Raw genomic sequence first — 22,942 nt, forward strand, 5'->3', positions numbered from 1 at the left:
CGTTAGGATCGATATCCGATCGGGATCGTTGCGATCGATATACATTGATCAGGAAAGGTGCCGCGGTTGGACAAGACGAGCGGATTCGAAGTCTCGCGTCGGGGTGTCCTCGCGACCGGCGTCGCCTGCGGTGCGATGGTGTCGGTGCCGGCTGCGGCCGGGCAGGTGCAGCCCGCGACCGGATCGGCACCGCCGACGATGCCGGTGACGCTGAAGGTCAACGGCACATCCGGGACGCTGGACCTCGATACCCGGGTCACGCTGCTCGATGCGTTGCGCGAACATTGGAAGCTGACCGGCACCAAGAAGGGCTGCGATCACGGCCAGTGCGGCGCGTGCACGGTGATCGTCGAAGGTCGCCGGATCAACTCCTGCCTAACGCTCGCGGTCATGCACGACGGCGACCAGATCACGACGATCGAGGGCTTGGGCAAGCCGGGCGACCTGCACGCGATGCAGGCCGCGTTCGTCAAGCATGACGGTTATCAGTGCGGCTATTGCACCCCGGGGCAGATCTGCTCGGCGGTGTCGGTGCTGAAGGAGATCCGCGACGGCGTACCGAGCCATGTCAGCGCCGACCTGACCGCAACGCCGCAAGCAACCGCCGCCGAGATCCGCGAGCGGATGAGCGGCAACATCTGCCGCTGCGGCGCCTATTCGAACATCGTCGAGGCGATGCAGGAAGTCTCCGGAGCCAGCGCATGAAGGCCTTTACCTACGAACGCGCCACGACTCCGGCCGAGGCCGCGACGATGGTGGCGCGAATGCCGGGCGCCAAGTTCATCGCGGGCGGCACCAACCTGCTCGACCTGATGAAGCTGCAGATCGAGACGCCGCAGCATCTGGTCGACGTCAACCGGCTGAAGCTTGACGCGATCGAGCCGACGCCGGAAGGCGGGCTGCGTATCGGTGCGCTGGTCCGCAACACCGATCTCGCTGCCGATGCACGGGTCCGGCGCGACTATGGCGTGCTGTCGCGCGCGATCGTGGCGGGGGCGAGCGGACAGCTGCGCAACAAGGCGACCACTGCGGGCAATCTGCTCCAGCGGACCCGCTGCCCCTATTTCTACGACACCAACCAGGCGTGCAACAAGCGTAAGCCGGGGTCGGGTTGTGCAGCGCTGGGTGGGTATAGCCGGCAGCTCGGCATTGTCGGCACCAGCAATGCGTGCATCGCAACCTACCCCGGCGACATGGCGGTGGCGATGCGGGTGCTCAATGCGACGGTCGAGACGGTGCAGCCATCGGGGGATACCCGGCGCATCCCGATCGCGGACTTCCACCGGCTGTGGGGCGATACGCCGCACATCGACACCAATCTCGCGGCGGGCGAGCTGATCACCGCGGTGACGCTGCCCAAGCCGGTCGGCGGCACGCACATCTACCACAAGGTCCGCGACCGCGCATCCTATGCCTATGCGTTGGTATCGGTGGCGGGCATCATCCAGCGCGACGGAAGCGGCCGGATCGCGATCGGTGGCATCGCGCCAAAGCCGTGGCGGGTCGAGGCGGCGGAGGCCGCGCTGCCGCAGGGTGCGAAGGCGGTCGCCACCCGGCTGCTCGCCGGCGCACGGCCGACCGCCGACAACGCCTATAAGGTGCCGCTGGTCGAGCGCACGATCGGCGCGGTGATCGCGGAAGCCAAGACGGGAACCGCAGCATGAAGTTCGACACGCCCGCGGGCACCAATCCGATCGACCAGCTGAAGGTGATCGGCAAGCCGACCGACCGGATCGACGGCAAGTTCAAGACCACCGGCACCGCGCATTATGCGTACGAGCGCCACGACGTCGCGCCGAACGCGGCCTATGGTTATGTCGTCGGCGCCGGGATCGCCAAGGGCCGAATCGCGGGAATGGACCTAGCGGCGGCGAAGGCAGCACCGGGGGTGCTAACGATCGTCACCGCGGACAGTGCGGGTCCGCTCGCCAAGGGCGACTTCAACACCGCGAAGTTGCTCGGCGGGCCGGCGATCGATCATTATCACCAGGCGATCGCGCTGGTGGTCGCCGAGACCTTCGAACAGGCGCGGGCCGCCGCGGCGCTGGTCCGCGTCGATTACGCACGGACGAAAGGTCGCTTCGATCTCGACGCCGAGCTGAAGATCGCGCCGCTGAAAGGCAACGACAGCGGCGAGGGCAGCAGCGCGCCGCCGGTCGACCGCGTCGGCGATTTCGAGACGGCGTTCGCCGCCGCGCCGGTGAAGCTCGACGCGCGTTACGAAACGCCCGACCACAGCCATGCGATGATGGAGCCGCACGCCACCACCGCCGCCTGGGAAGGCGACAATGTGACGCTTTGGACGTCGAACCAGATGATCGCATGGGGCAAGGGCGACGTCGCCAAGACGCTCGGGATTCCCAAGGACAATGTCCGCCTCATCTCGCCCTATATCGGCGGCGGATTCGGCGGAAAACTGTTCGTGCGGACCGACGCGATCCTGGCGGCGCTCGGCGCCAAAGCGGCGGGGCGGCCGGTGAAGGTGGCGTTGCAGCGGCCGTTGATGATCAACAACACCACCCACCGCCCGGCAACGCGGCAGCGGATACGGCTCGGCGCCGGCAAGGACGGCCGGCTCACCGCGATCGCGCACGAGAGTGGATCGGGCGACCTGCCGGGTGGCGGCCCCGAGACCGCGGTGTCGCAGACCAAGCTGCTCTATGCGGGCGCGAACCGGCTTACCTCGATGCGGCTCGCGGTGCTCGATCTGCCCGAGGGCAATGCAATGCGCGCGCCGGGCGAAGCGCCGGGGCTGATGGCGCTCGAGATCGCGATGGACGAAATGGCGGAGAAGCTCGGGATGGACCCGGTCGAATTCCGCATCGTCAACGACACCCAGGTCGATCCCGAGAAGCCGGAGCGCAAATTCTCGCAGCGGCAGTTGGTAGAATGCCTGCGGCTGGGTGCGGACAAGTTCGGCTGGACACAGCGCAAGGCGACGCCGCGATCGACGCGCGACGGCCGCTGGCTGGTCGGGATGGGAGTCGCGGCAGGCTTCCGCAACAACATCACGATGAAGTCCGCGGCGCGGGTCGGCATCGACCGCAAGGGCGTGGTCACCGTCGCGACCGACATGACCGACATCGGCACCGGCACCTACACGATCATCGCGCAGACCGCCGCCGAGGTGATGGGCGTATCGATCGACAAGGTCGTGGTGCTGCTCGGCGACAGCAGTTTTCCGGCGGGTGCCGGATCGGGCGGGCAATGGGGCGCCAACAGCTCGACTGCGGGCGTCTATGCGGCGTGCATGAAGCTGCGCGAGGCGGTGGCGCAGAAGCTGGGGTTTAATTCGGGTGATGTCGAGTTCGCCGATGGCAAGGTCCGCGCGGGTAATCGCAGCGTGTCACTGGCAGAGGCGGCGGGCGACAAGGGCCTGTCTGCCGAGGACGCGATCGAGTTCGGCGATCTTGGCAAGAAGGCACAGCAATCGACCTTCGCCGGGCATTTCGTCGAGGTCGGGGTCGATGCCTTCACCGGCGAGATCCGGGTCCGGCGGATGCTGGCGGTGTGCGCGGCGGGGCGTATCCTCAACCCCAAATCGGCGCGCAGCCAGGTGATCGGGGCGATGACGATGGGCGTCGGCGCGGCGCTGATGGAGGAACTCGCGGTCGACAAGCGGTTCGGCTTCTTCGTCAACCACGATCTTGCCAGCTACGAGGTGCCGGTGCACGCCGACATCCCGCACCAGGAGGTGGTCTTCCTCGACGAGGTCGATCCGATGTCGTCGCCGATGAAGGCGAAGGGGGTCGGCGAGCTCGGGCTGTGCGGCGTCGGCGCGGCGATCGCCAATGCGATCTACAATGCCAGCGGCGTGCGGGTGCGCGACTATCCGATTACGCTCGACAAGCTGATGACGAAGATGCCCGCTATCGCCTGAGGCGTGCGAGGTCGTCGGGCGTGTTGACGTTGGCGAGGCCGTCGATCGTCACCGGCAGCGCCGCGACCCGCGCGGTCCAGCGCCACATCGACCGGTCGCCGCCCTCGGCAAGGTGGAGGTCGAGCTCGTCGGCCAGGCGCGCGGGCCACAGCCCGATCACCGGCGTGGCGGTGACGAAGCTGGTCGAACCCGCCGCCTGCAATCGGGCCACCAGATCGGCGGGCAGGATCGGCATGTCGCAAGGGGCGCTTATGACGGCGGTGAAGCCGTTCGCGGCGGCATGATGCAGTGCGGCGTTGAGGCCGCCGAGCGGGCCCAGATCGGGGGTCGGGCGGTCCGCGATCGAGCCGGGTCCGGACCTGCCGCAGACCAGCACCGCGTCGCATTGCGCGGCGAGCGCGGCGAGGGCGTGGTCGATCAGGGTGGTGCCGTCGAACACGGCAAGCGCCTTGTCGCTGCCGAAGCGGCGCGATCGGCCGCCGGCGAGCACCGCGCCGAGGATGCGGGTCATCGGACCAGCACCGCGTCGCGCCGGGCCAGCACGTGGAGCGGCAGTCCGGCGGCGGCGGCGCGCGTCACCGCCAGCGAGGTCGGGGCGGAGATGGTCGCGAGCATCGGACATCCCGACAGCACCGCCTTCTCGACCAGTTCGTAGGAGCAGCGCGAGGTCAGCAGCGCGAAGCCGCCGTCCCACCCACGCCCGGCCCGCAGCATCGCGCCGATCAGCTTGTCGAAGGCATTGTGCCGGCCGACATCCTCGCGGACCAGCCACGGCTCGCCCGTTGTGGTGCAGGCGGCGGCGGCATGCACCGCACCGGTCACGCGATTGAGCGGCTGGTGCGCGTCGAGCGCGTCGAGCGCGGCGAACACCGCACCGGCGTCGCCCGACCAGGTCGTCGTGGCTGCGGGCAAGGGGCGGAGCGCCTGATCGAGATTCTCGATCCCGCACATCCCGCACGAACTTTCCGACACGCGGTGACGGACACGGTCGGCGACGCGGCCGATCACGCGTCGGTCGAGCGTCGCGCGGACGACGATACCGTTGTCGCGCTCGATCTCGTCGAGGTCGACGATGTCGGCATTGCGGTCGATCAGGCGTTCGGACAGCGCGAAACCGGTGACGAGATCCGCCAGATCACACGGCGTCGCCATCAGCACCGCATAGCCGATGCCGCCGAACTCGACTGCGACCGGCATCTCGACGGCGAGGTGCCGATCGATGCGGGCGGCGCTGCCGTCCGCCCCCGTCCGGGTGAAGGCGTGAGCGGCGGTGCCCGCGATCAAGCCGCGATCCGGACAGGCACCGATTTGGCGGCGGGGACGTGGCTTTCCTCGGCGTGGTGCTCGACCGGCATCAGCACGTTGCACTCGGGATAATAGGCACCGAGGCAGCCGCGCGGGATGTCGTAAGGGGTGACGATCAACCCCTCGCGCCGACGCACGATGCCGTCGCCGGCGTCGCTTTCCAGCGCGACGATCTGGCCACCGGCTAGCCCGGCCGCAGCGATGTCGGCGTCGTTCATGAACAGCACGTCGCGCGTGCCCTTCACCCCGCGGAAACGGTCGTGATAGCCGTAGATCGTCGTATTGAACTGATCGTTCGACCGGAGCGTCATCAGCCGATAGCGCCCCGCGGCGTCGCCGAACCCGGTGGCGCTGAGCCCGCTCGGCACCAGGAATTCGGCCTTGCCGCTCGGCGTCTCCCAAATCCGTTCCGCCGCCTTGTTGCCCTTCCACGACCCGCCGGGCTTGAACAGCCGCGCGTTGAAGTCTTTGAACACCGCGGGATAGGTCTGCTCGATCGCATCGCGGATCAGCGCGTAGTCGCCGACCCAGGCGTCCCAATCGACCCTGGGATTGTGCGGCAACAGCCGCTTGGCGAGCGCGCCGACGATCGCGGGTTCGGACAGCAGGTGGCGGCTGGCGGGGTGCGCCTTGCCACGCGAGGCGTGGAAGCAGCTGGTCGAATCCTCGACCGTGACGATCTGTGGGCCGGTCGCCTGCACGTCCTCCTCGATCCGGCCGAGGCAGGGCAGCAGATAGGTGACCGCACCGGGGAAGAGATGATTGCGGTTGAGCTTGGTCGCGATCTGCACGGACAGACCGAGGCGTGGCCATGCCTCCTCCATCGCCGCGGTCTCGGGCACCGCGCGGAGGAAATTGCCGCCGAGCGCGACGAACGCCGTGACCGAACCGTCGATCACGCCGCGGCAGGCCTCGACCGTGTCGGTGCCCTTTTCGCGCGGGGCGGTGAAGCCGTATTGCGCCTCGAGCACTTCGACGGGCACGAGCTCGGTCTTTTCGGTAATGCCGACGGTGCGTTGGCCCTGGACGTTGCTGTGGCCGCGGACCGGCGTGGGGCCGGCGCCGGGCTTGCCGATGTTGCCGCGCATCAGCAGCAGGTTGACGAGCATGCGGACGTTCTCGACGCCCTTCACATGCTGGGTCAGCCCCATGCCGTAGATCGCGAGAACCGCCTTGGCCTTGGCGTAGATCCGTGCCGATTCCTCGAGCTCGCCCTTCGCCAGTCCGGCCTCGCGGACGATGTCGTCCCAGTCGGCGGCGCGCACCGCATCGACGAAGGCGTCGAACCCGTGGGTATGCTGAGCGATGAACTCCTCGTCGAGGACCGGCACGGCGCCCTTCGCGTGCGCGGCGTCGTTCCATTCGACCAGGAACTTGGCGATGCCCATCATCGCGGCGATATCGCCGCCTGCCTTCACCTGATGATATTGGGTCGAGATCCGCGTCTCGCCCAGCGTCGCCATCTCGATCGGGTTCTGCGGATCGGTGAAGCGTTCGAGCCCGCGTTCCTTCAGCGGGTTGAAGGTGATGATCTGGACCCCGCGCTTGCGGGCGGTGCGCAGGTCGTGGAGCATCCGCGGCGAATTCGACCCGACGTTCTGGCCGAAGAACAGGATCGCGTCGCAATGTTCGAAATCGTCGAGCCGGGTGGTGCCGACGGGCACGCCGATGGCGGCCTTCAAGCCCACCGAGGTGGATTCGTGGCACATGTTGGAGCTGTCGGGCAGGTTCTGGTTGCCGTACATCCGCGCCATCAGGCCGTACATGTACGAGGCCTCCAGACTTGTGCGCCCGGAGGAATAGAAGACCACCGATTTAGGGTCGAGCGGGCGCAGTGTCGCGGCGATTTCGTCGAACGCCTCGTCCCACGACGCCGCCACATATTTATCGGTCGCCGAGTCGTAGCGCAGCGGGTGGGTGAGCCGGCCATGTTCCTCGAGATCATAGTCGCGCCAGCCGCGCAGCTCGGTCAGCGTGTGTTCGGCGAAGAAATCGGGCGTGGTACGGCGGGTGGTCAGCTCCCAGGCGGTGGCCTTTGCGCCTTCCTCGCAGAATTCGGCGGGGTGGTGATCGGCGGGCTTGGCCCAGCCGCAGCTGACGCAGGCGAAGCCGTCGGGCTTATTCTGGCGGGCCAACTCGCGCAGCGCCTCCGGCGTGACGCGTTCGCGCGGGATGATCTCGGCCAGCGATCGCACCGATCCCCATCCGCCCGCCGGACCGGTGAAGGGACGGATGTCCGGGCTGTCCGACTTCTGCTTGGTCATGATCGAGGTTCCGCGTCTGGTAGGTGGAGCCCGATCGATCTTACGCGAACGGTCTGCATGCTGGAACGGGCCGACGCACGATTGGTTCAGGATCGCGGTCGGCGATTTCGCCGGCCCGCTCCGCTATAGACGACCCCTCCGATGATGAGCTAGCCGGGAGCGGAGGAGAGGCCATTGTCGTCGACGATCGAGGAACTGGAACGCCGCCGCCAAGCCGCCCGGATGGGTGGCGGTGAGAAGCGCATCGCGGCCCAGCACGCCAAGGGCAAGCTGACCGCGCGCGAGCGGATCGACATCCTGCTCGACGAAGGCAGCTTCGAGGAGCTCGACATGTATGTCGAGCATAACTGCGTCGATTTCGGCATGGCGGACCAGATGATCCCCGGCGACGGGGTGGTCACCGGATCGGGCACGATCAACGGCCGTCTGGTGTTCGTGTTTTCGCAGGATTTCACGGTGTTCGGCGGATCGCTGTCGGAACGTCACGCGCAGAAGATCTGCAAGGTCATGGACACCGCGATGAAGGTCGGGGCGCCGGTGATCGGGCTGAACGACAGTGGCGGCGCGCGGATCCAGGAGGGCGTCGCGTCGCTCGGCGGCTATGCCGAGGTGTTCCAGCGCAACGTGCTGGCGAGCGGGGTGGTGCCGCAGCTGAGCCTGATCATGGGGCCGTGCGCGGGCGGGGCGGTGTATAGCCCGGCGATGACGGACTTCATCTTCATGGTGAAGGATTCGAGCTACATGTTCGTCACCGGTCCCGATGTGGTGAAGACGGTGACCAACGAGGTGGTGACGCAGGAGGCGCTGGGCGGGGCGGTGACGCACACCACCAAGACCAGCGTCGCCGACAACGCGTTCGACAACGACATCGAGGCGCTGCTCGCCGCGCGCGACTTCTTCGACTTCCTGCCGGCGTCGAACCGCGCCGGGGTGCCCGAGCGGCCGACGGCGGACGATTGGGACCGCGTCGAGGAAAGCCTCGACACGCTGATCCCGGCATCGGCGAACCAGCCCTACGACATGCACGAGCTGATCCGGAAGACCGTCGACGAGGGGGATTTCTTCGAGACGCAGCCGGGGCATGCGGCCAACATCATCACCGGCTTCGGGCGGATCGAGGGGCGCACGGTGGGTTTCGTCGCCAACCAGCCGATGGTGCTGGCAGGGGTGCTCGACATCAATTCGTCGAAGAAGGCGGCGCGGTTCGTGCGCTTCTGCGACGCGTTCGACATTCCCATCGTAACCTTCGTCGACGTCCCCGGCTTCCTGCCCGGCACCGCACAGGAGCATAACGGCATCATCAAGCACGGTGCCAAGCTGCTGTTCGCCTATGCCGAGGCGACGGTGCCCAAGATCACCGTGATCACGCGCAAGGCCTATGGCGGTGCATACGACGTGATGGCGTCGAAGCACCTGCGTGGCGACCTCAACTATGCCTGGCCGACCGCCGAGATCGCGGTGATGGGCGCGAAGGGCGCGGTCGAGATCATCTTTCGTGGCAGGACGCCCGAGGAGATCGCCGAGCGCACCGCCGAATACGAGGCGCGCTTCGCCAACCCGTTCGTGGCGGCGAGCATGGGCTTCATCGACGAGGTGATCCAGCCGCATTCTACCCGCCGCCGCATCGCGCTCGGCCTGCGCAAGCTGCGCGGCAAGACGCTGGAAAACCCGTGGAAGAAGCATGACAATATCCCGCTCTGATCGGACGAGGCCATGATGCTGGCGCTGCTGTTGATCGCGCAGGCGAGTGCGGTCGCGCCGCCGCCGCCGTGGAAGCTTGCGGAACGGACCAACGCGAAGGGGGTGCGCAGCATCTCCTCGTCGGTCACGGGCTTCGACGGAGTGTCGCGGCTGGTGGTGAAGTGCGACGTCGCGCAGGAACCGATCGTGTCGGTCCAGTTCTTCCAGACCGCCCCGCTCGGGCAGGGCGAGAAGCCGGTCGGGCTGCGGTTCGATAACGGTTTCGCCAATACCTATCCATGGCAGTCGGCGGGCAACGGGCTCTATGTGAGCGATCCCGAGGCGGTCACCGCCCTGACGACGCTGCTGGCGAAGGCCAAGGCGGTGACGGTGGAGACGACCAACGCCTCGAACTTCGCGGTGCAGGCGACTTTCCCGACACCGGGCGGCGACGCGATGATCCGCAAGGTGCTCGGCGCCTGCGGCTACACGCTGGGCGTGACCCCGCCGCTGCCGCCTGCACCGGCGGCCGAGCGGGAGGAGGAGCAATGACGCTCGGCCGGCTCAACCATGTCGGGGTTGCGACGCCGTCGATCGCGCGGTCGGTAGAGACGTATCGGCTGCTGCTCGGCGCGACCGCGATCGGGGAGGCATTCGATCTGCCCGCGCAGGGGGTGAAAGTGTGCTTCGTCGATGCGCCGAATACCCAGATCGAGTTGATCGAACCGATCGACGACGCGTCGCCGATCGCGGGGTTCATCCGCAAGAATCCGGCGGGCGGCCAGCACCATGTATGTTTCGAGGTTCCCGACATCACGGCGGCGGTCGCCGACCTGTCAGCGAAGGGCGCGACGGTGCTCGGCGAGCCGCGGATCGGCGCTCATGGAACGCCGATCATATTCGTCCACCCCCGCGACTTCGGCGGGTTGCTGGTCGAATTGATGGAAGCGCCGCAGGGAGAACATCGATGACCGAGCACATCCTGTCCGAGCGGCACGGCGAGGTGCTGGTGCTGACGCTCAACCGGCCCGATCGGCTGAACGCCGCGCCGCCTGCGATGTTCGTCGAACTGCGCGAGGCGTTGGCGGATCTCGGTGGTGCGCGGGCGGTGCTGGTGATGGGGGCGGGCCGGGCCTTTTGTTCGGGGGCGGACGTCGGCGGTGGGGCGCTCGGCAGCGACGATCCGGGGAACGCGACCTATGCGGCGCTGACCGAGAGCTACAACCCGACGATGCTGGCGATCGCGGCGCTCGGCGTGCCGGTGGTGAGCGCGGTGCGTGGGCCGGCGGCGGGGATCGGGTGCAGCCTGGCGCTCGCGGCCGATTTCTGCGTGGCGAGCGAGACCGCCTATTTCCTGCAGGCGTTCGTCAATATCGGGCTGGTGCCCGACGGCGGGGCGAGCTGGATGCTGCCGCGGCTGATCGGAAAGGCGCGCGCGACCGAGATGATGATGCTGGGGCAGAAGGTGTCAGCGGCGACCGCGCTCGATTGGGGGATGATCCACAAGGTCGTCGCCGACGACGTGCTCGACGCCGAGGCGTTCGCGCTGGCCGAGCGGTTGGCGGCAGGGCCGACGGTGGCGCTGGGGCTGATGCGGCGCGGGCTCGCGGATGCGCTCGACCGCGATTATGCGAGCGCGATGGTGCGCGAGGCAGAGAACCAGCGCGCTGCGCGGGGCACGAAGGATTCGATGGAGGGCGGCATGTCGTTCCTCCAGAAGCGCAAACCGGCGTTCACGGGCGCCTGATGGCCGAGATCGAGACCAATCTGGGGGAGGACAGCGGCGCGGCGCCTGCCGAGCGACGCCAGCCGGAGCCGACCGCGGCGCCGACGCTCGCCGCCTGGGAGGCCGCGGCGGCGAAAGAGGTGAAGGGCAGGGACCTCATTTGGCGGACGCCGGAGGGGATCGACGTCAAGCCACTCTACACCGCGGCGGATGTCGCGGACGATCCGGGGCTGCCCGGCTTCGCGCCGTTCACGCGCGGAGTGCGCGCGTCGATGTATGCAGGGCGGCCGTGGACGATCCGGCAATATGCGGGCTTTTCGACCGCGGAGGAGAGCAACGCCTTCTACCGCCGCAATCTCGCGGCGGGGCAGAAGGGGCTGTCGGTCGCCTTCGATCTCGCCACGCATCGCGGCTACGACAGCGATCACCCGCGCGTCACCGGCGATGTCGGCAAGGCAGGCGTGGCGATCGACAGCGTCGAGGACATGAAGATCCTGTTCGACGGCATCCCGCTCGACCAGATGAGCGTCAGCATGACGATGAACGGCGCGGTGATCCCGATCCTCGCCTTCTTCATCGTCGCGGGCGAGGAACAGGGCGTGCCGCGCGCCCAGCTCGACGGGACCATCCAGAACGACATCCTGAAGGAGTTCATGGTCCGCAACACCTATATCTACCCACCCGAGCCGAGCATGCGGATCATCTCGGACATCTTCGGCTTCACCAGCCGCGAGATGCCGAAGTTCAACAGCATCTCGATCAGCGGATATCACATGCAGGAGGCGGGGGCGACGCAGCTCCACGAGCTCGCCTTCACGATCGCGGACGGGCGCGAATATGTGAAATACGGCGTCGCGAGCGGGCTCGACATCGACAAGTTCGCCGGCCGGCTGTCGTTCTTCTTCGCGATCGGCATGAACTTCTTCATGGAAATCGCCAAGTTGCGCGCCGCACGAGTGCTGTGGCACCGGGTGATGACCGAGCTGGGCGCCAAGGACGAGCGTTCCAAGATGCTGCGGACGCATTGCCAGACGAGCGGGGTCTCGCTGACCGAGCAGGACCCGTACAACAACGTGATGCGCACCACGATCGAGGCGATGGCGGCGATGCTGGGGGGCACCCAGTCGCTCCACACCAACGCGCTCGACGAGGCGATCGCGCTGCCGACCGACTTTTCCGCACGGATCGCGCGCAACACCCAGATCGTGCTGCAAGAAGAAACGGGGATGACCAAGGTCGTCGATCCGCTCGGCGGCAGCTACTATGTCGAGAGCCTGACGCAGCAGCTGGTCGACGGCGCTTGGGAGATCATCGAGCGGGTAGAGCGCGAGGGCGGGATGGCCAAGGCGGTCGCCGCGGGCTGGCCCAAGGCGATGATCGAGGAGGCGAGCGCGGCGCGGGCGGCACGGGTCGATCGCGGCGAGGACGTGATCGTCGGGGTCAACAAATATCGGCTCGCGGAACAGGACCCGATCGAGATCCTCGACGTGGACAACGTCGCGGTACGCGAGGCGCAGATCCGGCGGATCGAACGGGTGAAGACGACCCGCGACGACGCGGTGTGCCGCGCGGCGCTGGACGCGTTGCGAGAAGGTGCGCGGGGCACGGGCAACCTGCTCGCGCTCGCGGTCGACGCGGCACGCGCGCGGGCGACGCTGGGCGAGATCAGCCAGGCGATGGAGGATGTGTTCGGGCGCTACGGCACCCAGCCGACGCCGGTGAAGGGCATCTATGGCGGTGCCTATGCCGACGACGCGCGCTGGGACCGGCTGACCGATGGGGTCGCGGCGACCGAGCGGCGGCTGGGACGCCGGCCGCGAATGCTGGTCGCGAAGATGGGGCAGGACGGGCACGATCGCGGGGCCAATCTGGTCAGCTCGATGTTCGGCGACCTGGGGTTCGAGATCGTGCCGGGGCCATTGTTCCAGACGCCCGCCGAGGCGGCGGCGCTGGCGATCGAGCGTGAGGTCGACGTGGTCGGCGCGTCGTCGCTGGCGGCCGGGCACAAGACGCTGGTGCCGGACCTGATCGGGCTGCTGAAGGATGCCGGTCGCGGCGACATCAAGGTGATCGTCGGCGGGGTGATCCCCGCGCAGGATTACCAGATGCTGCGCGACGCCGGGGTGCAGGCGATCTTCGGCCCGGGCACCAACCTGATCCAGGCGGCGGAGGAGGTCCTGCGCCTGCTCGGCCACAACATGCCGCCGCAAGAGGAAGCTGCAGAATGACCGATACAGCATTGTCCCCCTCCCGCTTTCGGGAGGGGCTAGCGGAGGGCCTGTCGGACAGCGCTCGTTCGGAACAGGCCCTCCCCCGGCCCCTCCCGCAAGCGGGAGGGGAGATCAGGACCGACTGGACGCGGGGGGAGATCGCGGCGCTGTTCGACCTGCCGTTCGACGATCTCCTCTACCGTGCGCAGACCGTCCACCGTGCGTATCATGCCGCGGGCGAGGTGCAGTTGTGCACGCTGCTGTCGATCAAGACCGGCGGCTGTCCCGAGGATTGCGGCTATTGCTCGCAGTCCGCCAGCGCCGACAGCGGGCTGAAGGCGGACAAGCTGATGGACGTCGACGCGGTGCTCGCCAGCGCGGCCGAGGCGAAGGCGGCGGGGTCGCAACGCTTCTGCATGGGCGCGGCGTGGCGCAACCCAAAGGACCGCGACATGGGCGCGATCGTCCGGATGGTCGAGGGCGTGCGCGAGATGGGGCTGGAGACGTGCATGACGCTCGGCATGCTCGAACCGCATCAGGCGCGGCAGCTCGCGGCGGCGGGGCTCGATTACTACAACCACAATATCGACACGAGCCCCGAGAATTACGGCAACGTCATCACCACGCGGACCTTTCAGGATCGGCTCGATACGCTGGAGAATGTGCGCGAGGCGGGGATCGCGGTGTGCTGCGGCGGGATCGTCGGGATGGGCGAGACGCGGGGCGACCGGGTCGGCTTCGTCCATGCGCTGGCAACGCTGCCTCGTCATCCCGAGAGCGTGCCGGTGAACGCGCTGGTGCCGGTGCGCGGCACCGTGCTGGGCGACATGCTCGCGGACACGCCGATGGCCAAGATCGACGACATCGAGTTCGTGCGCACCGTGGCGGTGGCGCGGATCGCGATGCCGCTGAGCATGGTGCGGCTGTCGGCGGGGCGCGAGAGCATGAGCGAAGCGACGCAGGCGCTGTGCTTCATGGCGGGCGCGAATTCGATCTTCACCGGCGACAAGCTGCTGACGACCGGCAACGCCGGCGGCGGTGCGGATGCGGCGTTGTTCGCGAAACTCGGGCTGGTGCCGATGGCGGGCGCCGAGCCGATGCCAGCGGCGGCGGAGTGATCCTGCCGGTCATGCTCATGTTGCAGGCGGCCGACGCGGCACGCGAGAGCACGCCGAGCGAGATCGACCTCTGTTCGGAGAGCGATCAGGGTCTTCGATTTTGTCTGGCCGACAAGCTGCACGCACGAGCGGAGCATGCAATGGATATCGCGCTGGCATCCGCGCGTCGTTCGGCGACGGTGCAGAAGCGGGAGATCGCCGACTTCTCCACGAAGAACGGTGGGGTGACCCTGTCGGGCGATCCCGTGCGTGCCCTGGTGGCGTCGCAAAGTGCCTGGGAGCGCTCTTACCGCGCCGACTGCCTCGTCGTCGGATTAGGCGTCGCGACGGGCAACGCCGGTACGGAAGGCGTCACATCGAACTTGAATTGCGAAGCGAACAGGATTCTCGATCGTGTCGCGTTCCTCAATCAAACCTACTCCACCGAGAGATGACCGCGATGTTCAAGAAGATCCTGGTCGCTAATCGCGGCGAAATCGCATGCCGTGTCATGCGCACTGCCAAGCGGATGGGGATCGCGACGGTCGCGATATATTCCGACGCCGATGCGCGGAGCCCGCATGTGCTGATGGCGGACGAGTCGGTGCGGCTGGGGCCGGCGCCGGCGGCGGAGAGCTATCTGAAGGCGGAGCTGATCCTGCTTGCCGCCAAGGAAACCGGCGCGGACTGCATCCATCCGGGATACGGCTTCCTGTCCGAGCGCGAGAGCTTCGCGCGGGCGTGTGCGGAAGCAGGCATCGCGTTCGTCGGCCCGCCGCCGGGGGCGATCGCGGCGATGGGCGACAAGATCGAATCCAAGAAGCTCGCCAAGGCGGCGGGGGTGAACGTGGTGCCGGGGTTCCTGGGTGAAATCGCGGACACCGACGAGGCGGTGCGGATCGCGTCGGACATCGGCTATCCGGTGATGATGAAGGCCAGTGCGGGTGGCGGCGGCAAGGGGATGCGGCTGGCCTATTCGGAGCAGGACGTTCGCGAGGGGTTCGAGGCGACCAAGCGCGAGGGGCTGGCGAGCTTCGGCGACGACCGGGTTTTCATCGAGAAGTTCATCGAGAGCCCGCGGCACATCGAAATCCAGGTAATGGGCGACCAGCACGGCAATATCGTCTATCTCGGCGAGCGCGAATGTTCGATCCAGCGGCGGCACCAGAAGGTGGTCGAAGAGGCGCCTTCGCCGTTCGTCAGCCCCGAGATGCGTCGGCGGATGGGCGAGCAGGCGGTCGCGCTGGCGCGGGCGGTCGGGTATTTCTCTGCCGGGACGGTCGAGCTGATCGTATCGGGGTCGGACACCAGCGGGGAGGGGTTTTACTTCCTCGAGATGAACACGCGGCTCCAGGTCGAGCATCCGGTGACCGAGGCGATCACCGGGCTAGACCTGGTCGAGCTGATGATCCGCGTGGCGGCGGGGGAGCCGCTGGGCTTCGCGCAGGACGACGTGCGGCTGGATGGCTGGGCGATCGAGAACCGGGTCTATGCGGAGGATCCTTATCGTGGGTTCCTGCCGAGCATCGGGAGGCTGGTGCGGTACGATCCGCCCGCGAGCGAGGGGACGCCGTACACTCCTCCCCGGCACGGGGAGGTGGCAGCGCAAGGCGCTGACGGAGGGGGCGGGCCGCAGGCGGATCGCTTGCCGCCCGCCCCCTCCACCACCGGCTTCGCCGGCGGTCCCCCTCTCCGTGCCGGGGAGGATCTGAAGCCCTATACCCGCGTCGACGACGGCGTTCGCGAGGGGGGCGAGGTCAGCATGTTCTACGATCCGATGATCGCCAAGCTGATCACCTGGGCGCCGACGCGCGCGGCGGCGATCGAGCGGCAGATCGCGGCACTCGATGCGTTCGAGATCGAGGGGCCGGGCAACAACATCGATTTCCTTTCCGCGATCATGCAGCATCCGCGCTTCCGCGACGGCGCGCTGACGACGGGGTTCATCGCCGAGGAGTATCCCGAGGGCTTTCACGGGGCGCCGGCGAACGAGGATCTGTTGCGGCTGCTCGCGGCGACCGCGGCGTTCGCGGCGACTGCGGAGGCCGACCGCGCACGACGGACCGACGGGCAGCTCGGGCGTCGGCTGCATCCGCCGGCGAACTGGGTGGTGCAGATCGGCAAGGTCGATCACGCGGTGACGATCTCGACCGACGGCGTGGTCGTCGATGGGGAGGATCTGCCGCTGAGCCTCGAATACACACCGGGCGACCGGATCGTGCACGTCGAGGGCGACGAGGCGCTGACGGTGCGCATCACGCGGACGCGTACCGGGTTCCGGATGACGACGCGCGGCGCGAGCCATGTCGCGCGGGTGCTGCCGGCGACCGTCGCGCCGCATGCCCGGCACCTGATCGAGAAGGTGCCGCCCGATCTGTCGCGATTCCTGCTGTGCCCGATGCCGGGGCTGCTGGTGCGGCTCGACGTCGCGGTCGGCGACAAGGTCGAGGCGGGACAACCGCTCGCGGTGGTGGAGGCGATGAAGATGGAGAACATCCTGCGCGCCGAAAAGACCGCGACGGTGAAGTCGGTCGAGGCGAAGGCGGGGGACAGCCTGGCGGTCGATCAGGTGATCCTGGAGCTGGAGTAGGGTTCTTCTCTATCAAGCCTCCCCTGTAAGGGGAGGTGGCAGGGCGCAGCCCTGACGGAGGGGTGATCACCTCTCCGGATAGCGGGTCACCCCTCCGTCTGGCTGACGCCAGCCACCTCCCCTTGCAGGGGAGGATGTTCGTCACCCCAGCCGCCTTGTCCCTACCCTCGTCAAGGCTTCGGGGGCGTGGACCAGCGCTCTCAGGCGTTCGAGTTGGTCGCGGGTGTCGACGTCGATCAGTTCGGCGGCGTTGGTGACGACGTGGCGCCCGCGCTTGACCATGTCGCGGGCGCCGGCGTCGCCTTCGAGGGACATCAGCACGTCGAAATGGGCGTGGCCGAAGATCGCGGGGGGCTTGGGTTCGACGCCGTCGCTGGAGGCGACGACCGAGCCGGCGTCGGTGGTGGCGTCGAACAGGCGGTGGATGTGCGCGGCGGTAACGCGCGGCATATCGGCAAGGGCGACGCAGATCGCCTCGGCGCCGACCTCGCGCGCGTAGGTGACGCCGAGATGGAGCGAGTGCGACATGCCCTTGGTCCGGTCGTGGTTGCGGATCTGGGTGAAGCCGTGCGGGCTGTAATCGATCGCGGCGCCGTCGACGATCGCGACGCGATCCTGGAAAGGCATCGCCTCTAGCGCGACCGCGACGTGGAGCCCGAGCGATTTGCCGAGGAAGGGCTGGTCGAGCTTGCTGCCGATGTCGCCGAAGCGTTCGGACTTGCCCGCGGCGAGCAGGATCAGGACGGTCTTCTCAACCGCGAGCATGGAAGGCCCCGACCATCGCCGCGGCGATCGACAGCGCGATCTCGGACGGCCCGATCGCGCCGATGTCGATGCCGACCGGCGCATCGATCCGATCGACATTCGCGTCGCTGACGCCTTGGGCGGCGAGGCGTACGCGGCGCGCGGCGTGGCTCTTGCGGCTGCCGAGCGCGCCGACATAGGCGGCGTCGGTGGCGAGGGCGGCGATCAGCGCGGGGTCGTCGATCTTGATGTCGTGGCTGAGCGTGACGACCGCGGTGGAGGGGCCGGGGCGGTAAGCCGCGATCGCCTCGTCGGGCCAGCGATCGTCTAGGGTGACGCCGGGGAAGCGTTCCTCGGTCAGGAAGCGGGCGCGGGGATCGATCACCACGGTGTCGATGCCGAGCGGGGCGGTGAGCTGCGCCAGCGCCTGCGCGATCTGGACCGCCCCGACGATCAGCAGGCGACGCGGCGGATCGTAGCGATTGACGAAGACCTGACCGGTCTCGACCGGGCGGGCGTCGCTGTGCCCGGTGGCGAGATCGGTGGTGACGGTGAGCGCGGCACCGGTGTCGCGCGCCTCGGCGATGCGATCGAAGAGTTCGGGGTCGAAGCCGGCCGCGGAGACGGGCTGGACCATCACTGCGATCTCGCCGCCGCAGGGAAGCCCGACCTCCCACGCCGCGGCATCGGCGACGCCGTAATTCCTGACCTGGAACGGCGCGCCCGCGATCACTTCGGCCGCGGCCTGGAGGATGTCGTTCTCGACGCAGCCGCCCGACACCGAGCCTTCGAAGCGGCCATCGGCGTGGACGAGCATGTGGCTGCCGCGCGGGCGCGGCGCCGAGCCCCAGGTGGAGATCACCGTAGCGAGCGCCATCGGCTCCCCGGCCCAGGCGCGCGCGGCGGACAGGACGGTGTCGTTTTCGGCCATTACTTGTTCCCGTTATCTGAGGAGCAGGCGGGCATCAGACCGCCGGCAGCCCTGCGAGCAGCTTGTCGAGCGTCACCGGCATGTCGCGGACGCGGACCCCGGTAGCGTTGTAGATCGCGTTGACGACCGCGGCGCCGGCACCCGAGATGCCGAGTTCGCCGACCCCCTTGGCGCCGACCGGGTTGGCGGAGGTATCGACCTCCTCGATGAAGTGGACCTCGATCTGCGGGACGTCGGCGTTCACCGCGACATGATATTCGCCGAAGTCGGGATTGACGAAGCGGCCGGTGCGAGTGTCGATCACCGCATCCTCGCTGAGCGCATAGGCGATGCCCCAGACCATCCCGCCGATGATCTGGTTCGCCGCGGTGCCGGCGTTGAGGACGCGACCGACGTCGAACACGCCGACCATGCGGCGGACGCGGATCTCGCCCGAGATGCGGTTGACCGCGACCTCGACGAATTGGGCGCCGTGGCTCGCCTGGCTGGTACGCTTGCTCTCGGCGCCGGGGGCGGTCTTGCCGACCGCCTCGAGCGTGTCGCCGCGCAGCAGATCGGCGAGCGGGACGCTGCGGCCGGCGGCGGTGACGCAGCCATCCTTCAGGCGCAGATCCTCGGGTGCAGCGTTCATGCGGAGGGCAAGGGCGGCGAGGATCTCCTCGCACGCCAGCACCACCGCTGACCCGGCGCTGCCCGCCCCGAACGAGCCGCCGGAGCCCGCGCTCGGCGGCAGATCGGTGTCGCCGAGGCGAACCTCGACGCGATCGATCGGCAGGCCGAGCATCTCGCCCGCGACCTGGGCGAGGATCGTATAGGTGCCGGTGCCGATATCGGTCATGTCGGTTTCGACGACCGCGCGGCCATCGGCGTTGAGGCGGACGCGGGCCTGGGCGTTGACGGTGAAATTGCCGCGCAGCGACGCCGCCATGCCGATCCCGATCAGCCAATCGCCGTCGCGGACCGAGGCGGGCGCGGGGAGCGTCGCGGGCCAGCCGAAGAGGCGTGCGCCCTCGTCGTAGCAGTCGATCATGCGGCGGGTGGAGAAGGGCTTGCCGCTGAGCGGGTCGGTCGCGGGTTCGTTGCGGCGGCGCAGTTCGATCGGGTCGAGGCCGAGACGTTCGGCGAGTTCGTCCATCGCGCCTTCGACCGCGAAGGTGCCGATCGCCTCGCCGGGCGCGCGCACCGCGCCGGTGGCGGGGAGATCGACGCGGACGAGATCGGTGCGGAAGCGGCGGACCTTGCCCGCATAGAGCGGCAGCGAGCCGAACGGCACAGGTTCGAGGAACTCGCCATCGTCGTTCTGCGCGGCGACGCTTTCATGCGCGAAGGCGGCGATGTGGCCCTCGGCGTCGCAGCCGATGCGGATCCGCTGCACGGTGTCGGAGCGGTGATGGACCAGATAGGCGGTGTCGCGGCGTGGCAACGCGACCTTCACCGGGCGGCCGATCCGCTCCGCGGCGATCGCGGCGAGTACCAGTTCGGGGCCGACCCCGGTCTTGCCGCCGAAGCCGCCACCGACGAAGGGCGCGAGCACGCGGACGCGGTCGGCGTCGATGCCCAGTGCGGCGGCGATCGTGGTGCGGGCGGCGCCGATCACCTGGTTGCTGGATTTGACGGTGAGCTTGTCGCCCTCCCACCAGGCGGTGGTGGCATGCGGTTCCAGCGCGGCGGGAAAATGGATCGGCGTGGTGTAGGTCCGGTCGAGGACGACGGCGGAGCCGGCCAGCGCGTCGTCGAGGTCGCCCTTGTCGATCGCGGGCAGGAAGCCGATGCCGTGATCGCGCTCGACGGGGACGGCGCGGCTGTCGAACCGGTCTTGCCCGGCTTCGCACGTCACCCGGACCAGCGCCGCCGCCTCGCGTGCGATCGCCTGATCCTCGGCGACGACGATCGCGACCGGCTGGCCGTAGTGGAAGATCAGATCGGTGCCGAGCCTTGGCATCGCGCGTGAGTTCGCGCCGCCGGCCGGCATGCGCGGATCACCGTGGATCACCGCGATCACGCCGGGTAGCGCCTCCGCGGCGCTCGCATCGATCCCGGTCACCCGACCGCTGCCCGCGGGGGCGCCGACGACCGCGGCATAGGCGGTGTCGGCGGGAGCGTGTTCATAGGCATAGTCGGCGGCGCCGGAGACCTTGGCGGGCCCCTCGATGCGGGGAAGCGGCTTGCCGAGCACGCCCTGTTCGGCGGCATCGAGAGCCGCCGGGCGATATGCCCGATCCATGACGTGCTCGTTCATGCTGATGCGTCCTCCACCGGGGCGGCTCCCCACGCCCGATGTAGGAGGTGGGGCGGCAAACTCAAACCGGCGGCAGGTGGTCGATCAGCTTGTCGAGCGTGATCGGGAAGTCGCGGACGCGGATGCCGACCGCGTTGTATATCGCGCTGGCGATCGCGGCGCCCGAACCGGAAATGCCGAGCTCGCCGATACCCTTGGCATGGAGCGGGTTGGCGTGGATGTCGCGTTCCTCGATGAACTCGACCTCCAGCTGCGGCACGTCGGCATTCACGGGCACGTGGTATTCGGCGAGATCGTGATTGACGAGCTTGCCGCTGCGGGTGTCGTGGATCAGTTCCTCGTGCAGCGCGGTGCCGATGCCGAAGGTCATGCCGCCCAGGCATTGCGAGCGCGCGGTCTTTTCGTTGAGGATGCGGCCCGCCGCGAACACGCCGAGCATCCGCACGACGCGGACCTCGCCCGTGATCGCGTCCACCTTCACCTCGACGAAGTGCGCGCCGTAGCTCGCCTGGTTGAACTTCTCTTCCTGCTCGCCTGGCTCGACCTCGCCGACCGCCTCGATCCCGGCGCCGACGAGTTCGGCGAGCGGTACGCTGCGGTTGCCGGCGATGACCCGGCCATCCTTCATCGTCATCGCATCGGCGGTGGTGCCCATCGCTTCGGCGACCTTGGCGCGGAGCGCCTCGCACGCGAGGTAGACCGAGGTGCCCGACGAGCCCGCGCCCCACGAGCCGCCCGAGCCGGCGCCGGGAGGCGCGTTGGTGTCGCCAAGATTGACGGTGACGTCCTCAATCGGCAGGCCGAGGATCTCGCCGACGATCTGCGCGAGGATCGTATAGGTGCCGGTGCCGATGTCGGTCATGTCGGTATCGACGATCGCGCGGCCCTGGCCGTCGATCGAGACCCTGGCGGCGGATTTCATCATCATGTTCGAGCGCGCAGCGGCGGCGACGCCGATGCCGTGCCACCAGTCGCCACGGCGATCCGTCGCCGGAGCCTTGCGCGCCGCCCAGCCGAAGCGCTCGGCACCGCGTTCGAGGCAGCGGGAGAGCTGGCGCGACGAATAGGGAATGTTCTTTTCGGGATCCTGGTCGGGCTCGTTGCGCAGCCGCAATTCGATCGGGTCGATGCCGACCTTTTCGGCGAGTTCGTCCATCGCGCCTTCGAGCGCGAGCATGCCGACCGCTTCGCCCGGGGCGCGCATCGATCCCGAGAGCAGCCAGTCCATGCGGACGATGTCGTGGGTGATGCGGCGGTTCTCGCCCGAATACATGAAGTGGGTCGCCATCCCGGCGGGTTCGTAGAATTCCTCGCCGGGCAGGTTGGAGGTCAGGGTTTCGTGGCCGACCCCGGTGAGCCGCCCGTCCGCGTCCGCGGCGAGGCGCAGGCGCTGTTCGGTGTTCGAGCGGCGGACGGTGGCGTCGAACACCTGGGTGCGCGCCATCACCGCCTTCACCGGGCGGCCGATCCGCTTGGCGGCGACGGCTGCGGCGACGCTCTCGGGGGCGATGCCGAGCTTGGAGCCGAAGCCGCCACCGACATAGGCCGCGACGATCCGCACCTGATTTGGTTCGAGGCCGAGCGCCTCGGCGAGCTGGAGCTTGTCCGACGACGGCATCTGGTAGGCGCCATACAGGGTCAGCGCCCCGTCCTTCCACACCGCGATGCTGGCGTGTGGCTCCATCGCGGCGGAGTTCTGGCTGGGGGTGACGTAGGTCGCGTCGATCGTCACCGGCGCGGCGGCGAACGCGGCGTCGAGATCGCCCATGTCGCTATGGGCAGGGGTGGGGCCGTCCTCGGTCGGCTTCTCGGCCTCGGCGCGATGGGCGGCGAAATCGTAGCGACCGGTGCCGTGTTCGTAGGTGACGGGGAGCCGGTTGGCGGCGTCGCGGGCGGCCTCGTAGCTTTCCGCGACGACGATCGCGATGATCTCGCCATGGTAGGCGACCGCCTCGACCCCTTGTGTCGGCGCCTCGGTCTCGCCGCCTTGCTGCGAATTGCGCAGGAAGGTGTCGTAATCGGTGATGACGTCGATCACGCCGGGCAGCGACCTGACCGCGTCGATATCGAGCGAGGCGATCTTGCCCGAGCCGATCGTCGAGCGGACCAGATAGCCGTAGGCAAGGTCAGGAATGTCGTATTCGGCGGCGTAGGTCGCAGCGCCCGAGACCTTCAATGGGCCGTCGATGCGGTTGAGCGGCTTGCCGATGACGTCCTGGACGCCGGTATCGAGCAGGCTGTCGGGGTGTGGACGGTCCATCGTTAGCGAGGCGGTG

General features: G+C 68.3%; 18 protein-coding genes. 11 read left to right on the top strand and 7 right to left on the bottom strand.

The window, feature by feature from the left end; genetic code table 11:
- The first annotated feature begins 66 nt into the window (after positions 1–66).
- The 3 genes from paoA to paoC are packed head-to-tail and all read left to right on the top strand — an operon-like array spanning position 67 to position 3,880.
- Positions 67–705 carry an aldehyde dehydrogenase iron-sulfur subunit PaoA gene (gene paoA / locus ACT009_RS14225; protein ID WP_445191717.1) on the top strand — a complete coding sequence of 213 codons (639 nt, stop codon included), beginning with the start codon at positions 67–69 and terminating at the stop codon, positions 703–705.
- Positions 702–1,664: an FAD binding domain-containing protein gene (locus ACT009_RS14230; protein ID WP_445191718.1), complete on the top strand. Its 963-nt coding sequence runs from the start codon at positions 702–704 to the stop codon at positions 1,662–1,664. The genes paoA and ACT009_RS14230 overlap by 4 nt, the downstream gene beginning before the upstream one ends.
- Positions 1,661–3,880: an aldehyde oxidoreductase molybdenum-binding subunit PaoC gene (paoC, locus tag ACT009_RS14235; RefSeq protein WP_445191719.1), complete on the top strand. Its 2,220-nt coding sequence runs from the start codon at positions 1,661–1,663 to the stop codon at positions 3,878–3,880. The genes ACT009_RS14230 and paoC overlap by 4 nt, the downstream gene beginning before the upstream one ends.
- On the opposite strand, the gene mobA is transcribed toward paoC, so the two are convergent.
- The 3 genes from mobA to ACT009_RS14250 are packed head-to-tail and all read right to left on the bottom strand — an operon-like array spanning position 3,870 to position 7,449.
- Entirely contained in the window at positions 3,870–4,391 is a 522-nt protein-coding gene (gene mobA, locus ACT009_RS14240; RefSeq protein ID WP_445191720.1) for a molybdenum cofactor guanylyltransferase, read from the bottom strand. The two genes, paoC and mobA, sit on opposite strands and share 11 nt — an antisense overlap.
- Positions 4,388–5,164 carry a formate dehydrogenase accessory sulfurtransferase FdhD gene (fdhD, locus tag ACT009_RS14245; RefSeq protein ID WP_445191721.1) on the bottom strand — a complete coding sequence of 259 codons (777 nt, stop codon included), beginning with the start codon at positions 5,162–5,164 and terminating at the stop codon, positions 4,388–4,390. The genes mobA and fdhD overlap by 4 nt, the downstream gene beginning before the upstream one ends.
- Positions 5,161–7,449, bottom strand: coding sequence for an FdhF/YdeP family oxidoreductase (locus tag ACT009_RS14250; protein WP_445191722.1), 2,289 nt, complete (start codon positions 7,447–7,449; stop codon positions 5,161–5,163). The genes fdhD and ACT009_RS14250 overlap by 4 nt, the downstream gene beginning before the upstream one ends.
- Before the next feature lie 174 nt (positions 7,450–7,623).
- On the opposite strand from ACT009_RS14250, the gene ACT009_RS14255 reads away from it, so the two are divergent.
- The 8 genes from ACT009_RS14255 (at position 7,624) to ACT009_RS14290 (ending at position 16,752) form a co-directional block, all read left to right on the top strand.
- Positions 7,624–9,150, top strand: coding sequence for an acyl-CoA carboxylase subunit beta (locus tag ACT009_RS14255; RefSeq protein ID WP_445191723.1), 1,527 nt, complete (start codon positions 7,624–7,626; stop codon positions 9,148–9,150).
- A 12-nt stretch (positions 9,151–9,162) separates the two neighbouring features.
- Positions 9,163–9,681: a hypothetical protein gene (locus ACT009_RS14260; protein ID WP_445191724.1), complete on the top strand. Its 519-nt coding sequence runs from the start codon at positions 9,163–9,165 to the stop codon at positions 9,679–9,681.
- Positions 9,678–10,100, top strand: a complete 423-nt coding sequence (gene mce, locus ACT009_RS14265; RefSeq protein ID WP_445191725.1) for a methylmalonyl-CoA epimerase — start codon at positions 9,678–9,680, stop codon at positions 10,098–10,100. Before ACT009_RS14260 ends, mce begins: the two co-directional genes overlap by 4 nt.
- Positions 10,097–10,876, top strand: a complete 780-nt coding sequence (locus ACT009_RS14270; RefSeq protein WP_445191726.1) for an enoyl-CoA hydratase-related protein — start codon at positions 10,097–10,099, stop codon at positions 10,874–10,876. The genes mce and ACT009_RS14270 overlap by 4 nt, the downstream gene beginning before the upstream one ends.
- Positions 10,876–13,083 (top strand): methylmalonyl-CoA mutase, encoded by a 2,208-nt coding sequence (gene scpA, locus ACT009_RS14275; protein WP_445191727.1) that lies wholly within the window; start codon positions 10,876–10,878, stop codon positions 13,081–13,083. Before ACT009_RS14270 ends, scpA begins: the two co-directional genes overlap by 1 nt.
- Positions 13,084–13,196: 113 nt before the next feature.
- Positions 13,197–14,183 carry a biotin synthase BioB gene (gene bioB, locus ACT009_RS14280; RefSeq protein WP_445194108.1) on the top strand — a complete coding sequence of 329 codons (987 nt, stop codon included), beginning with the start codon at positions 13,197–13,199 and terminating at the stop codon, positions 14,181–14,183.
- Positions 14,180–14,617 (top strand): lysozyme inhibitor LprI family protein, encoded by a 438-nt coding sequence (locus ACT009_RS14285; RefSeq protein WP_445191728.1) that lies wholly within the window; start codon positions 14,180–14,182, stop codon positions 14,615–14,617. The genes bioB and ACT009_RS14285 overlap by 4 nt, the downstream gene beginning before the upstream one ends.
- Before the next feature lie 5 nt (positions 14,618–14,622).
- Positions 14,623–16,752, top strand: coding sequence for an ATP-binding protein (locus ACT009_RS14290; protein WP_445194109.1), 2,130 nt, complete (start codon positions 14,623–14,625; stop codon positions 16,750–16,752).
- A gap of 141 nt (positions 16,753–16,893) precedes the next feature.
- Here ACT009_RS14290 and ACT009_RS14295 read toward each other — a convergent pair whose 3' ends face one another.
- The 4 genes from ACT009_RS14295 to ACT009_RS14310 form a co-directional block, all read right to left on the bottom strand.
- A complete protein-coding gene (locus ACT009_RS14295; RefSeq protein ID WP_445191729.1) occupies positions 16,894–17,517 on the bottom strand; it encodes a nucleotidyltransferase family protein in 624 nt (207 codons plus the stop codon).
- On the bottom strand, positions 17,504–18,427 hold the full coding sequence (locus ACT009_RS14300; protein WP_445191730.1) for an XdhC family protein: 924 nt from the start codon (positions 18,425–18,427) through the stop codon (positions 17,504–17,506). Before ACT009_RS14300 ends, ACT009_RS14295 begins: the two co-directional genes overlap by 14 nt.
- Before the next feature lie 34 nt (positions 18,428–18,461).
- Entirely contained in the window at positions 18,462–20,666 is a 2,205-nt protein-coding gene (locus ACT009_RS14305; RefSeq protein ID WP_445191731.1) for a xanthine dehydrogenase family protein molybdopterin-binding subunit, read from the bottom strand.
- A gap of 61 nt (positions 20,667–20,727) precedes the next feature.
- Positions 20,728–22,926 (bottom strand): xanthine dehydrogenase family protein molybdopterin-binding subunit, encoded by a 2,199-nt coding sequence (locus ACT009_RS14310; protein WP_445191732.1) that lies wholly within the window; start codon positions 22,924–22,926, stop codon positions 20,728–20,730.
- Between the last annotated feature and the right edge of the window lie 16 nt (positions 22,927–22,942).

The organism is Sphingomonas sp. Tas61C01, assembly GCF_052567495.1.